We start from the raw sequence: 13,884 nt of genomic DNA, 5'->3' as shown, positions 1-13,884 counted from the left end.
ATTTTATTAAAGTACGCTTGTTAAGTCTTTATTCAGAGGAAAAAGTTCCCGAGTTTAAGTACTGGCAGCATTATCAGCATGGTGGTTTGGTATAACTACGAATTGTACGGTTTCGATGATTGATTTAGGTTGATAGTCTCATCATCTATAAAATACTTGATAAAACGGACTTTCCAGAGGTAGCCAATGTATCCAGTGGTTGTATCCGATCTAGACGGAACCCTTCTCAATAAAAATCATGAACTGTCACCCCGAACCCGCGAAGTCATTCAGACGTTAAGCCAACAGGGCATCAAGTTTATCTTTGCCACAGGTCGGCACTATCAGGATGTAGAACGCATTCGCGCACAGCTCGGTGTGGATATGTACCTGATCACCAGTAATGGCGCCCGGGTTCATAACCCCCAGGGTGAAATGATTATCCAGCACGATATTCGCCCGGAGTTGGTTCCGTCACTGCTAGATTTGCGCAAACCCCATGCCGCTAGCACACACACGAATGTGTATCAGGGTGAACAGTGGTTGTTAGAAGTTGAGCTGGATGAGCTGAAAGCTTTTCATAAAGAAAGCGGCTTCACTTATCAGGTGACCGATTTTGATCGAATGAGCAGCCATAATGTGCAAAAGATCTTTTTTATTGCGCCTTCGCAGTCCGCCCTTTTGCCGATATCGGAAAAAGCCACTGAGCTATTTGGTGATCAGCTGTCTATGGCGTATTCTCTCCCGGAGTGCTTTGAAATCATGGCGTCAGGGGTGCATAAAGGTTCTGCACTTTCAGAAGTCCTGAAGTTAAAAGGCTTTGAGCTGAAAGATGCCATCGCGTTTGGTGACGGAATGAATGATCTGGAAATGCTCTCACTGGTCGGCAAAGGTGTGGTGATGGGGAATGGTGACCCGACGTTGGTCAAGCAGTTAGCAGGTCATGAGCAAACCGGGCACTGTAATGATCATGCCGTTGCGGAGTATCTGGCTCGGCTTTACAACCTTTAAATCAGCAACTCAAAATAAAAGGTGTGGTTGATGGATGCAATTGTCTGGAGTGGAAATCATAAGACGGTGGTCGAAGGTCATCGGAGAATAAGCACTCCGGTTGGTGTCTTGAAAGTGACGGCAACCGCTAAAGGCATTTCGTCCATTCTGCCCGATGATGACATTCAGTTAACCGTTGATCATCAACCTGCTGCACTGGATCGTGATAAAATTTCAGAGTATTTGAAGGTAGCCATCAAAGAGCTGACCGATTATTTTTCCGGTAATTTAACCGCATTTTCTGTAACCCTTGATCTGCAGGGAACCGAATTCCAACAATCGGTATGGCAGGCCTTGATGCAGGTTCCTTATGGTGAAACCTGCTCCTATGTGGATATCGCCAGAAAAATACATCGCCCTAAAGCATCAAGGGCTGTCGGTGCAGCTAATGGTGCTAATCCGGTGGCGATTATGGTTCCCTGCCATCGAGTGATTGGGAAAAATGGCACTATGACTGGGTACGCCCACGGCCTGAATATGAAGCGCTGGCTTTTGATGCTGGAAAATGAATCTGTGAGTATCAATAATCTGGGGGAACCAATTTATAGCTAGGAAGTCTCATATTTCGAAAAGTTATTATTTTGCCTGTTTATTGAGACGTCGTTTAACATGTTGGTATCCCCGTTCATTTCACCCCCTGTAGGTTTGTCTAGTCGTGTTCCTCCGCCACCGCAAGTAGGGGCAGACTTGAGAAAAAACCTTGCTGGTAAAGTGACAGCGAAACAAATTATTTCATTTGAACAAGCGGTAGTTGAAAGCACGCCTGTCACATGCCGTGGCGCTAAGCTGGTGGCTGTGAAGAACTCTGTACGGATTGCTTATCAAAATGGTGACTACACAGGGTTGATTGAAAACTCTGCTAATCAGCCTGAGATCAACCGCTTTAAATGTGGCCTTTGTAAAGATATTCAACAACGAGCATTGGGTGCAGAGGGTTTAGCTCCTTTTAAAGCACTTAAGTTTATACCTGCGCTTGCTGGCTTTAGTAAAAACCACTTCATGGCGTGCACATCACACCATTCTCAGCCTGGTACATATGATGACTATGGTCTCAATCCTGACCAGTATTTAGAGGAGTTTCTCGAGTTTTTGGATTTGTATATGGAGGGTGTTGCTAGTGAGAATCCAGAGCATATAGGTTGCTGCTGGATGAATAACCCAGAAGCTGGAGCCAGCATTCCAGATCACGCTCATATACATGTGTGTGATGGTATTGATGTGCCCTTATTTCATCAATCTTTGACTCAAATCTATTCAGATAATAAATACAGCTTGAGCAGGGTAGATGAGTGGTTTGGCTATGAAGTGCTTTCGATGCAGGCAAAAGGCGATAAAATAAGCAGCCTGGCTGAGCCTCTGAAGAAAACGATGCAAGACATAATCAACAGTGGAATGAGGTTAAACTTGTTATTTGACTCTGCACAGAAAAGAATTTTGATTGTTCCCAGGGAGCCTGTAAAGACAAAGGGTGCTCTTGAGGCGAAGTTTGGAGCTTTAGAGGTTGCAGGTTATATGGCCGCTAAAACAGAAGCTCAGTATGATGCATTGAAGGGAGGGGGCGAGAGTCAGTGGCAATGCCATTATTTTGATAGTTTGGATAAAGTTCTGGTAACAAAAGAAGATTTTAATTCTAAATGTAGGCAGGTGTTATCTGCGAGCAGGGAGTCATTGTTAGAAATACCAAGAGTTGCTTGATTAATTACATTTATAGTATGGAAGCTTACTTTGCATTTAACGATCGGGCAGCATTATGGACTGTTTGGAAAGATACCCAAAGCTGGGCTGGCTTTGGGTATCTTTCCAATACTCTTTTTAGTCTAAATTCAGCATTGATTTAATATGACCAAAACGCTGGATGATCTGCTCCATGGTTGGTCTAAGATTAGGCCCTCTATGAATCATATCCAGAACAAGTTGTTTCAGTTCAGGATGCGGGATGTCTAGTTGATCGATGTGCTTGGATAAACCTCCAACAGCTAATGTACTTGTCCACTTTTCTTTATCGGTGAAAATGAATTCAGGTTTTGTAGCGAACATTTCTGCCAGGACAATACCTGATGAGAAGATGTCGACCTTTTCCATATCCATTTTGGCAGAAGGTGAACCTTGTTGCGTGACAATTTCCGGAGCCAGATTCAATGGGCCGCCACGGAATAAGGGGCGATTTGGGCGAGTTTTTTCAGAGACCGTAGTTCCGAAGTCAAGTATTTCAACGCTTTGATCCTCACCTACATTGATATTTTCCGGCTTTAAGTCGCAGTGGTAGACACCGTTATTGTGCATGTCCGCAACTCGGCAAAGAAAATTATCGGCCATGGTTGCTTTTTGTGACAGGCTTAGTTTTCTCTCCTGATCTTTCAAAAGCTTCAATCCTTCTTTACCTTTTGCCGGTTCCATGAAAATAATAAATAGATCTTCGCCAGTGTTAGCTTTCGTTTTTGATATTCCATAAACTTCTGGTCCAACGCCAGCCTTTGCTTGAAGAGTAACCTCAGTCTGGATCCTGCTTAGATTAAGGCCTTGTGTCTGTTGGAGTTTTTTGGCTACACACCATTTAGGTTGCTGTTGATCAGGCCGGTAAATTAAGGCCGGTGTAACACTGCCATACATACCTTTGCCATAAAAAAGTCCTTCTTTTGGGTCTTTGATGTCCTTAACACCAAATGCGTCCATAGCAGTTTTGGAAAAGTCATTCTTCTTTTCACGGAGAGTCATTTTTGCAATATCAGCAGCAGACCAATTCTGAGCCTTCAAAAACTCTTTGGGCACAGCATTTAGTAATTCTGCAATAAACGGTTTGCTGGTTAAGGTCTCTCCTTTTATTCGTGTGAAAGCAAGCTTGTGTTCACGTTTATCCTGCCTGTTGCCTTTGAAAACAGCTTTAGCTAGCTCAGAGTATTGGCTTTGTTTTAAGGCCTTGGGAGTGATTTCTGGCATGATTGCTGTGCCCCCAGCGGATAACTTTTTAGGTACATGGGCAGTAAGAGCGGTATTGCTTTCTCTGGTAGCAGGCAGCAAAGTTTGACTTTGAATTTTGCGAGCAAGTTTTATTGGAGTAATTTGAGTTTTAAATGCTGGGAGACGTGCATCTTCCATTGATACTGTTTTATTCTCAGCTCGCGTTTTAACCACTTTGCTCTCCGGGTTAGTTGGGAGCGATCTATTAATGTGGTTGTTGACTATGACGTTGACGCCTACTTCAGAACGATTCCTTTGCTCAGACCACCACGGAAACAGCTTTTGTTTCTCGGTATCCGACAGATAATATTTCCAGCTACCTGGGGTAGCTTTCATGTACGAGTCGGGCTTTGAAGGAAGATTATCGATCGCTTTGCAGTAGCTTTCATTAATCGACTTTGCCGAGCGAAGCCTCTTTATTCTGCCTCCTTGATGATGAATGCTTCTGAGCACTTCAGGGTCACCCGCCTTTGCAGCAAGATGCAGTGCAGTTTCACCTTTTTCCGTCAGTGATTTTGAAGGAAGTATTAAGGCTTTTCCAATGTCTGAGCTTAAAATGATTTCTGCCGTATCAATACATTTTTTTTCAATAGCATGAATAATAAGTGCGGTAATCATGCTGGCGTTGTCTTGTGAAGCTGATGAAATTAATTTATGCAGGAAGGCAATATTACCATTAGCGACTGCTTCTTTTGCTTGATGCAGAAGCTCGTTAGATAGAGGATTTTTCTGGTTTTTAGAAACTGTTGTAGCCTGTATATTCAGGCTGTTCTTTAGTTCTGGCTGGTGCAGCGTTATCTTTTCAATTTTAGCTTTTAATGGCTTGTTTTGTTTTAGTATTGGCTTCTTACAAGAAGTTGGTGCTATTTTATGTTCGACGTTTTTCTCTATTTGAATATCTCTGCCATTTAAGGCTGCGTTGATCCTATCTGCAAAGGATAAATTTTTGTTATTGGATGAGATGCGCCGTTTTTCATCAACCACTCTGGCTCGTGTCGTTATTTGCGTCTCTTGTTTTGTTCCATCTATGAGCTGATTAAAGAAGTGATGAGCCTTAGCTGCAACGGATGCTGAATTAGTAAATGCTGCCATGTCTGAATATCCTTATCGTTATTTAGGTGTTTGAAATGGCAGTGTTTCCGATGTGTAAGGCGGTTAATCTATAATACCCAGGCTGAGTAACGCTTAAAAAGATATTTCCTCAAGCTGACCATGATACCTATAAATCGCGCCATTCCCCTCCACGATTCATTTTTAAATTCTGGATTAGAGTAACTTTCTCAGGTGTATGAGCACAATGAGACTTAGGTAGAAAGGTTGAGGATATTCAGAGGGTTATCTAAAAGTATAATGTCTATTGTCAGTTGCAGAGCTCGTTGCTGAGCCCTGCGGGAAAAACTATTGCCAACCCCCGAGATTCTTCCACTGATTAACAATAGTGCAGAAAAGCTCGGCGGTTTTTTCGGTATCGTACCGCGCGGAATGCGCTTCAGCCTTATCAAAATCAATATCCGCTTCAGCACAGGCTTTGGCTAACACGGTTTGCCCAAAGGCAAGCCCGGCCAGCGTTGCCGTATCAAAGCAGGAAAACGGGTGGAATGGGTTGCGTTTGGCATCGCACCGTTCCGCTGCTGCCATGACAAACCCCAGATCAAAGGCCGCATTATGGCCGACTAGAACGGCACGGCTACAGCCCTGGCTTTTTACCGCTTTGCGCACGGTTTTGAAGATGCGGTTTATGGCATCTTCTTCTTCGCTGGCAATTCGCAGGGGGTGAAAAGGGTCAATACCAATAAAGTCGATAGCGGCTTTCTCGATATTGGCCCCTTCAAAGGGTTTGATATGGAAAGACTGAGACTCACCGGGATGGACGAAGCCGTGTTCATCCATCTCGATAACAGTTACCGCAATCTCCAGCAGTGCATCAGTGGCGGCATTGAAGCCGCCGGTTTCCACATCAACCACCACGGGCAGAAAGCCCCGGAATCGGCTGGCCATGGAATGGCTGTCGTCGGCCCGCAAGGGGTGTCTCCTTAATCAGTTTTGAGTAGCCAGTTACTTGATTTTCCAAGAAATGGTTTCGCCGGCTCTCAGAGGTTTCACCCGGTTATCTCCGAGTGGAATGGAGTCTGGCATGACCCACTCTTCTTTCATGAGGGTGATGGTATCACGGTTTCTGGGCAGACCATAAAAGTCTGGGCCGAAGAAACTGGCAAATCCTTCCAGCTTACCCAGTGCGCCCATGCCTTCAAAGGCTTCGGCATAAAGTTCAATGGCTGCGGGCGCGGTATAGCAGCCGGCACAGCCACAGGCGGACTCTTTGGCGCCAACGGCGTGAGGCGCAGAATCGGTGCCCAGAAAGAAGCGCGAATTGCCACTGGTGGCGGCTTCAAGCAGTGCCTGCTGATGACGATTTCGCTTGAGAATGGGCAGGCAGTAGTAATGAGGTTTGATACCGCCAACCAGCATATGATTGCGATTGTACAGTAAATGGTGTGCGGTAATGGTTGCTGCCAGATTATCCCGTCCGTCGCGCACAAACTCGGCAGCGTCCGCCGTCGTGATGTGCTCCATCACGATCTTCAAAGTAGGAAGTTTCTCGGCCAGTTTAACCAGATGGCGGTCAATAAACGCTTTTTCCCGGTCAAAGATGTCGATCTCCGCATCGGTGACTTCACCGTGAACCAGTAACGGCATGCCGCATTCAGCCATGGCTTCCAGCGCTTCTTGAACATTATCCAGATCTGTCACGCCAGAAGCCGAGTTGGTGGTGGCACCGGCAGGGTAGAGCTTGGCTGCCACCACATCACCTCGGTTATGGGCATCCAGAATGGTTTGCCGGGTGGTGCGATCCGTCAGGTAAATCACCATTAATGGCTGAAATGCATACTGGGCGGGAATGTGTTGAATAATTCTGGATTTGTATTGGCTGGCCATTTCAGCATCAATCACCGGTGGCACCAGGTTCGGCATGATGATGGCTCTGGCGAAGGTTTTGGCGGTTGCGGCAACGGTTTCGCTCAGAGCGCTGTCGTCACGCAGATGAAGATGCCAATCGTCAGGGCGGGCGATGGTCAGTAGTTGGCTCATATTATGAAGATGCCTATTCCGGTTTGACTGTTTATGGAACCGGCTGGATATCCTATATAAAAATACTATTTATTTATAGTGTTGATGAACAGCAGGCTACTTTTATAAGACCTTAGCGTTGGAGCCTTGGTTCATTTGGTGTAGGGTTTTTCAGCGAAATAGGTAAAAACCACTAATCTCCTTGGCGTAAAGGTGATAATGAATTATTATGCGTAAAAACAGAATATGTATCCGTTTTTGTGCGATCATCCCTATGATCCTGGAGAACGGCAGTCGGAGTTAACAATGAAAAAAATTAAAAAAGTGGTTCTGGCATACTCTGGAGGCCTCGACACTTCGGTAATCGCCAAGTGGCTGGAAGATACCTACGGTTGTGAGGTGGTGACCTTTACCGCAGATCTCGGTCAGGGTGAAGAAGTGGAGCCGGCCAGAGCAAAAGCGGAAGCGTTGGGTATTAAAGAGATTTATATCGATGATTTGCGTGAAGAGTTTGTGCGGGATTATGTCTTCCCCATGTTCAGAGCCAACACCATTTATGAAGGTGAATACCTGCTGGGTACCTCCATCGCCCGACCTTTGATTTCCAAACGGTTAATTGAAATTGCCAATGAAACCGGCGCCGACGCGATTTCCCATGGCGCTACTGGTAAAGGAAACGATCAGGTGCGTTTCGAGCTGGGCGCTTATGCGCTAAAGCCCGGTGTTGAAGTGATTGCCCCCTGGCGTGAGTGGGATTTGAATTCCCGGGAAAAGTTACTGGCTTACTGTGATGAGCACGGTATTGAGGTTGAACGTCAGAAAGGCAAATCCCCTTATTCTATGGATGCTAATCTGCTGCACATTTCCTACGAAGGCGGCATCCTCGAAGACCCATGGGCCGAAGCAGAAGACGACATGTGGCGTTGGTCTGTCTCTCCAGAAAATGCGCCGGACGTTGCCACGTATATGAATCTGACTTATCAAAAAGGCGACATTGTTGCGATTGATGGCAAGGCAATGTCCCCGGCAGAGGTGCTTGCCTACCTGAACAAAGTGGGTGGCGATAACGGCATTGGTCGTCTGGATATTGTTGAAAATCGTTACGTCGGCATGAAGTCCCGTGGTTGTTACGAAACGCCGGGTGGCACGATTATGCTGAAAGGGCATAGGGCGATTGAGTCTATTACTCTGGATAGAGAAGTTGCTCACCTGAAAGATGAACTGATGCCACGCTACGCCAAGCTGATTTACAACGGCTACTGGTGGTCGCCGGAGCGTGAAATGCTGCAAAAGATGATTGATGAAAGCCAGGCGCCGGTAAACGGCGAAGTTCGTCTAAAACTCTACAAAGGCAATGTGACCGTTGTTGGCAGGCGCTCCGATGACTCTCTCTTTGATGAGAATATCGCCACCTTTGAAGATGATGAAGGTGCTTATCATCAGGGGGATGCGGAAGGGTTTATCAAGTTGAATGCGCTGCGGTTGAGGATTGCAGCCAATAAGGGGCGATCTCTTAAATAGGTACGAAAGTATGAACTATTGATTGAATTTAGTTGTCTCATATTTTGAACCGCTATTTAAATATGAGGCATTTTATTGATGGGTAGTTTGTTTTCAAGCTTATCGGGTGATCGGGTGTGTACTAGCCCTCAGCCCCCAATGGAGCAACCCTGTGTAGAAGATACCCGGGCTACTGGGATCAAACCATTTCATCCTGAGCTTCAGTATTTTAATCGAAGGACAGGAGATATTATCGACTCACCAGTTAATGCGGTCATCTCTCTGCGCAGAAGAGAAATCGGACTCCCAATGAAACCAGAGTGTGACCAACAGGTCGCCGTTAAGTACGATGGTACCTGGAATCATCAAAATCAACCTTGGAAGCCTTTGTACGATGCGATTGTACATGAGGATGCAGAGAAGGGAATGGAAGCGCTTTGTGAATGGGTTAGAGACGGAAAGCCAGTCAATGTTCCTGTTTACAATCTATCTGATAATCCATGGACACCCATCTCATTAGCTGTAAAAGAAAACAAGAGACCTATGATTGAGCTGCTGGTGTCTGCTGGAGCTAATATCCATGAGAGTTATGGTTGTTGCAATGCTCTGTATGCGGCGGTTAACAATGGCAATTTTGAATTGGCAAAACTACTTTTGAATGCAGGTGGTAATCCGAACAGTGTTGGGAATCTATGTGTTTCTCCTGTTTGGAAGGCAGTGTGTAGTCTTTTTATAGCTACTAACGTTCAGGAAATGACAGCTAAATCGGATTTGCTAGATTTGCTGGTGAGTTATGGAGCAAACGCTGACGGTGTTAAGGCTGAGGGTAAACAATCATCGCTGCATCTGGTTAATTCTGTCGAAGATTTAAATATTCTGATTCAAAGAATTCCCGATGTTTTGAATGATTTAAATTACGAATATTGTGGTTATACACCTATTGCTTATGCAGAAAGCAATGGGAAACCTGAACTAGCAAAGGCTCTGCAGGAGTTACAAGTTCAACAGGAAATGAAAAAACTCACATTATAATCTACGCAAAGCTGAGGATTGAAACCCACTCTTCTCTGGGTTAGTTTGGTGACACTTCTACACGAAGAAAAGAATAACAACTCAAAATAATAGAAGAGTCCACATCATGGAAGCTATCAATAGTTTTATCGGCCAGGTGAATGGCATCGTCTGGGGGCCAGTGATGCTGGTTCTCATCTTGGGTACCGGGCTGTTTTTAATGCTTGGTTTGAAGTTGATGCCGCTGCTCAAGCTGGGCACTGGCTTCAAATTGATGTGGAATGGTCGTACATCCCGATCCGATGAAAAAGACAAAGGCGAAATCTCTCCGTTTCAGGCATTAATGACTGCACTGTCTGCCACCGTGGGTACCGGTAATATCGCCGGTGTTGCCACTGCGGTATTTCTTGGTGGGCCAGGTGCGTTATTTTGGATGTGGTGCACTGCGCTGGTGGGTATGGCAACCAAGTTTGCCGAGGCTGTGCTGGCGGTGAAATACCGAGAGGTGGATGAAGCGGGCAATCACGTCGGTGGCCCGATGTATTACATCAAGAATGGCCTTGGGCCAAAGTGGGCGTGGCTGGGCATGTTGTTTGCCATCTTTGCCGCTATTGCGGCTTTCGGTATTGGCAATACGGTTCAGGCGAATTCCGTTGCGAATGTGTTGAATAGCAACTTTGGCATTCCTGTCATTGCTACCGGCGTCGTGATGATGGTGTTAGTGGGTGCGGTGTTGTTAGGCGGCGTTCGTCGTATTGGTGCTGTGGCTGGTGCATTGGTGCCTTTTATGGCCATTGCTTATCTGATTGCAGGCCTGCTGGTTCTGGGTGTTAATGCCGATAAATTACCGGAAGCCTTTGAGCTGATCTTTACCTATGCGTTCACTGATCATGCCGCTGAAGGTGGTTTTGCCGGTGCCGCAGTGTGGATGGCGATTCGATTTGGTGTTGCCCGTGGTGTCTTTTCAAACGAAGCAGGGCTTGGCTCGGCGTCTATTGCTCATGCAGCTTCCCAGACCAAAGATCCTGTTCGTCAGGGGCTGATTGCCATGCTCGGCACTTTTATCGATACCCTTATCATTTGCTCTATCACCGGCTTGGCAATTATTACTTCTGGTCTTTGGATGTCCGGGGAATCCGGCGCAGCACTTACATCAGCAGCATTCGCGCAGGCACTACCAGGTGTGGGTAACTATGTGATAGCCATCGCCTTAAGCGTATTTGCCTTCACCACCATTCTTGGTTGGGCACTGTACGGTGAGCGCAGCGTTGAATACATCTTCGGTATAAAAGCTATTACGCCGTATCGTATTTTGTGGATTCTGGCGATTCCACTGGGTGCTGTAACGAGCCTGGATTTCGTCTGGCTGGTGGCAGATACTCTGAATGCGATGATGGCGCTGCCTAACTTGATTGCTCTGATCATGCTGAGCCCTGTGGTTTTCAAATTGGCTAAAGATTATTTTGATAAGGGTTAAGGGCAAGCTTTATCATCGGCTCAATTGATAATTTGAGTGGGCTCTGGCCAGTGTAGTCAATCACTCCGGCCGACAATAATGGTAATGCGCTAGCTGATGAACTTATCACCGTAGCCCCACACGAGGGTGAAGATTATACCAGCAGCAAGGGCTATTATCTCCTTTTTGGTGGTTGACTTATTGGCTTTTAAATGATGTTCCTCCACATCGTGGAACGTCTCTAAGCTATGTACGGGACAAAAACACCGCAAGCCAGATATAGCAATGCATAATAAGGTATGAGCTGGCTTCCATACTGGGTAATCTATGCGGTCTCTTACCTCCGGCCAGATTACCTTTTAGTGTATGGAAGACATCAGCTCACTAGCAAAGGAGCTTAAAGCTCATCTCCCTTGGCATCAAGCCCGGATACTGTTTCTTGCCCAATTCATTCTCGGCTTGATGAGGGGGCGCTCATGTAACTTGTATCGAGTGGCTGAAGAGTTTCAGAGTAAGGCTCAGGAAGAGTCCAGCTATYGTCGTATAAAGCGCTTCTTTGAGAAATATACATACTGCTATGAGCAGTTGGGAAAGCTCATACTTCATTGGTTAAACCTTACCAGCTACACACTTTGCATGGATAGAACCAACTGGCAATTTGGTAGCCAGCACATTAACTATCTGGTGGTTTCTATTGCCTGGCAAGGTGCGTCTATTCCCATTGTCTGGACTTGTCTCGATAAGAGTGGTGGCAACTCAAATGCAGATGAACGCATTGCCATCATGAAAAGAGTTCTGAAACTGATACCTGCAAAAAAGATAGATGGGTTGCTTGCAGACCGTGAATTCATTGGTCACGAATGGTTCGACTGGCTGGATAAACAGGGTATTGTCTGTCGGCTCCGTATCAAAGATAACACTTCCGTTATGGGGAGTGGAGGCAAGCCTATCAAGGCCGTGCAGCTATTTAGGAACATAAAGCTGTATCAGGTCGTGACCTGGCACAGCAAACGCAAGGKYTCAGGCGTTAGTCTGTATATTGGTGCAAGACGTTCAGTGGATGGGCTTCTCATTGTTGTCGCCACCAAAAAGCCAGAAACCATGGTAGAAGATTACTACAAACGCTGGTCGATAGAGACGCTGTTTGGATGCCTCAAAAGCCGTGGGTTTGACCTTGAATCTACTCATATGACCAACCTTGATCGTATGGATAAGTTGATGGGTATCCTTGCTCTGGCATTTACATGGTGCTTGCTTGTTGGCCACTGGAGTTATGGAGATGCAAAACAGCTTCCTCTAAATAAACATGGGCGACCTGCCAAAGCCCTTTTCAGACTGGGACTGGATATACTTCGCAGGGTTCTGAAAAATAGCTGTGCAAAAAGCGACCAAGTCAACTTTCAAATGCTCTTACATGTTTTGTCCCGTACATAGGTCTCTAAGACAGAATTCAGTGTTACAGTTTCTCCTTTTATTAATTTGGTATCAATGTTGTCAATGACAGCCTTATAGGCTTCCCGGGTAGCTTTATTTGTGAATGCGCTGAAATAACCAAAGAGCAAGGTTCCGACGATACCAGCAGCTCCTGATCGTTGAAAATACAAATTGCTTGGATCATCATCTTGAAGTATGTCGATAACTGCAGAGCCGATAACTACCGCTGTAATAAATACAGTGATAGAGATCATGGCAGGGTTAATGTCTGAAATGGTTTCCCGTAAGCTCTTATCGGTGAAGGTTATTCGCTTAGGATTTATAAATCCTTCTGTAAACTTGGATATTTTAAGTGTCTTTTGATCGATAGAATATTGTTGGGTAAGGTGTCTGATTAAATCATTCATTTGACCAGAAGATAGCTTTGTAATCAGTTTTTCATGGTCGACTCCGGAGTTAGTACTGAATATTTGTTGTGTTGTGGTTACCAGTTTTCGAACGAAGGCATCAAGATTTATGGTGTCGATTTGACGACCATGTTGAGTTTTTAAGGTTTTGATTGTGTCATCATCCAGAATGTTGGCTTTATCTGTGCTATCTATGCTACTGGAGAGCAGAAGACTACTGGACTGACTTGGTATGTTTTGATCTGATTTCGAGTTTCTGACAACTTTATCAGTTGCTGTGGAGGGTTTATTTGCTTCACTGTCACTGTCACTGTCTGTTTTGATAAAGATTGACGTGTAAGTTGGAGATAGTGCTGCCTCTCTGTTGTGCAGTCCTTGTGTATCGAGTTGATCGATGTGATGGCCGGTTGTAGAATTTATCGTCGAATTAGAATGCGTCTCAGCATGGACTGTCTTAAAGTTAAACGAGGAAGAGCTGGATGCAGGCTTGTTGGTTTCTACGTTTTCATCTTTGTGGCTCCATGAAGTTTGAGTATTTGAGGAAGCTAAGCCTCCTATTACGTCCCGCGTTAACATCTCAAGTCTCCAAGTCTACTGGCTTAAATTAGTGAAAGCTACTGGCACATGGTTTCAATGGTATTAATGCTTACAACTCCCGTTCGTACTGAGCTTGTCGAAGTGCGGTGGCACTATCCTTCGACTTCGCTCAGGAGGAACGGAATACCTCAAAATCAATGAAGCTATGTACTAGTGCTGTTCGTATATCCCCCTGTGTCAGCATAGGTGTCGCCTCTGCTGAATTTAAAACTTAAACAGGGGGCGGTCAGTGAGTAATCAATGGCCCGCTATTCAGAAGAGTTTAAAGAGTCAATCATTCAGAAGATGATGCCGCCTAACAATGCGCCGGTTTCCCAGCTGGTAAGAGATACTGGCATCTCTGATGTGACGCTATACACTTGGCGAAAACATGCCGTATCTAAAGGAGTGCCAGTGCCGGGCAACGGAAAAAATCCTGATCAG

12 protein-coding genes are annotated in these 13,884 nt (G+C 45.6%); 8 read left to right on the top strand and 4 right to left on the bottom strand.

From position 1 onward, the window contains the following. Positions 1-186: 186 nt before the first annotated feature. The 3 genes from AKL11_RS00825 to AKL11_RS00815 all read left to right on the top strand — a co-directional run bounded on the left by AKL11_RS00825 (position 187) and on the right by AKL11_RS00815 (position 2,724). The gene (locus AKL11_RS00825) at positions 187-990 is read left to right on the top strand and encodes a Cof-type HAD-IIB family hydrolase (RefSeq protein ID WP_067514634.1); all 804 of its coding nucleotides are present in this window, start codon (positions 187-189) and stop codon (positions 988-990) included. Between the two features lie 30 nt (positions 991-1,020). Further along, entirely contained in the window at positions 1,021-1,581 is a 561-nt protein-coding gene (locus AKL11_RS26395) for a methylated-DNA--[protein]-cysteine S-methyltransferase (protein ID WP_067514632.1), read from the top strand. A 135-nt stretch (positions 1,582-1,716) separates the two neighbouring features. Further along, positions 1,717-2,724 (top strand): hypothetical protein, encoded by a 1,008-nt coding sequence (locus tag AKL11_RS00815; RefSeq protein WP_067514630.1) that lies wholly within the window; start codon positions 1,717-1,719, stop codon positions 2,722-2,724. Between the two features lie 117 nt (positions 2,725-2,841). Here AKL11_RS00815 and AKL11_RS00810 read toward each other — a convergent pair whose 3' ends face one another. From AKL11_RS00810 to pyrC, 3 genes are all read right to left on the bottom strand, one after another. After that, positions 2,842-5,079: a protein kinase domain-containing protein gene (locus AKL11_RS00810; protein WP_067514628.1), complete on the bottom strand. Its 2,238-nt coding sequence runs from the start codon at positions 5,077-5,079 to the stop codon at positions 2,842-2,844. A 306-nt stretch (positions 5,080-5,385) separates the two neighbouring features. Next, positions 5,386-5,985 carry a ribonuclease T gene (gene rnt / locus AKL11_RS00805; protein ID WP_095210064.1) on the bottom strand — a complete coding sequence of 200 codons (600 nt, stop codon included), beginning with the start codon at positions 5,983-5,985 and terminating at the stop codon, positions 5,386-5,388. Between the two features lie 57 nt (positions 5,986-6,042). After that, the gene (gene pyrC / locus AKL11_RS00800; RefSeq protein WP_067514624.1) at positions 6,043-7,077 is read right to left on the bottom strand and encodes a dihydroorotase; all 1,035 of its coding nucleotides are present in this window, start codon (positions 7,075-7,077) and stop codon (positions 6,043-6,045) included. Between the two features lie 285 nt (positions 7,078-7,362). Between pyrC and AKL11_RS00795 the strand changes: the two genes are divergently transcribed. The 4 genes from AKL11_RS00795 to AKL11_RS00780 all read left to right on the top strand — a co-directional run bounded on the left by AKL11_RS00795 (position 7,363) and on the right by AKL11_RS00780 (position 12,457). Further along, on the top strand, positions 7,363-8,577 hold the full coding sequence (locus AKL11_RS00795; protein WP_067514622.1) for an argininosuccinate synthase: 1,215 nt from the start codon (positions 7,363-7,365) through the stop codon (positions 8,575-8,577). Between the two features lie 78 nt (positions 8,578-8,655). After that, the gene (locus AKL11_RS00790; RefSeq protein WP_095210063.1) at positions 8,656-9,588 is read left to right on the top strand and encodes an ankyrin repeat domain-containing protein; all 933 of its coding nucleotides are present in this window, start codon (positions 8,656-8,658) and stop codon (positions 9,586-9,588) included. Between the two features lie 106 nt (positions 9,589-9,694). After that, positions 9,695-11,044, top strand: a complete 1,350-nt coding sequence (locus tag AKL11_RS00785) for an alanine/glycine:cation symporter family protein (protein ID WP_067514617.1) — start codon at positions 9,695-9,697, stop codon at positions 11,042-11,044. A gap of 345 nt (positions 11,045-11,389) precedes the next feature. Then, positions 11,390-12,457, top strand: a complete 1,068-nt coding sequence (locus AKL11_RS00780; RefSeq protein WP_067514615.1) for an IS4 family transposase — start codon at positions 11,390-11,392, stop codon at positions 12,455-12,457. On the opposite strand, the gene AKL11_RS00775 is transcribed toward AKL11_RS00780, so the two are convergent. After that, positions 12,424-13,440: a hypothetical protein gene (locus AKL11_RS00775; RefSeq protein WP_067514613.1), complete on the bottom strand. Its 1,017-nt coding sequence runs from the start codon at positions 13,438-13,440 to the stop codon at positions 12,424-12,426. The genes AKL11_RS00780 and AKL11_RS00775 overlap by 34 nt on opposite strands. 261 nt (positions 13,441-13,701) lie before the next feature. Here AKL11_RS00775 and AKL11_RS00770 point away from each other — a divergent pair. Further along, positions 13,702-13,884 (top strand): transposase (locus AKL11_RS00770; protein WP_157673402.1); only part of this gene is annotated, 183 nt, incomplete at its 3' end.

This window comes from Endozoicomonas ascidiicola, from assembly GCF_001646945.1.
GTDB lineage: Bacteria > Pseudomonadota > Gammaproteobacteria > Pseudomonadales > Endozoicomonadaceae > Endozoicomonas > Endozoicomonas ascidiicola.
This window is presented reverse-complemented; position numbering and strand designations above follow the sequence as displayed.

What these genes read in the sequence shown, in the direction of transcription:
- pyrC (WP_067514624.1), bottom strand. Translation starts at nt 7,077, where the DNA reads ATGAGCCAACTACTGACCATCGCCCGCCCTGACGATTGGCATCTTCAT.
- rnt (WP_095210064.1), bottom strand. Translation starts at nt 5,985, where the DNA reads ATGGCCAGCCGATTCCGGGGCTTTCTGCCCGTGGTGGTTGATGTGGAA.
- AKL11_RS26395 (WP_067514632.1), top strand. Translation starts at nt 1,021, where the DNA reads ATGGATGCAATTGTCTGGAGTGGAAATCATAAGACGGTGGTCGAAGGT.
- AKL11_RS00785 (WP_067514617.1), top strand. Translation starts at nt 9,695, where the DNA reads ATGGAAGCTATCAATAGTTTTATCGGCCAGGTGAATGGCATCGTCTGG.
- AKL11_RS00790 (WP_095210063.1), top strand. Translation starts at nt 8,656, where the DNA reads ATGGGTAGTTTGTTTTCAAGCTTATCGGGTGATCGGGTGTGTACTAGC.
- AKL11_RS00825 (WP_067514634.1), top strand. Translation starts at nt 187, where the DNA reads ATGTATCCAGTGGTTGTATCCGATCTAGACGGAACCCTTCTCAATAAA.
- AKL11_RS00810 (WP_067514628.1), bottom strand. Translation starts at nt 5,079, where the DNA reads ATGGCAGCATTTACTAATTCAGCATCCGTTGCAGCTAAGGCTCATCAC.
- AKL11_RS00795 (WP_067514622.1), top strand. Translation starts at nt 7,363, where the DNA reads ATGAAAAAAATTAAAAAAGTGGTTCTGGCATACTCTGGAGGCCTCGAC.
- AKL11_RS00775 (WP_067514613.1), bottom strand. Translation starts at nt 13,440, where the DNA reads ATGTTAACGCGGGACGTAATAGGAGGCTTAGCTTCCTCAAATACTCAA.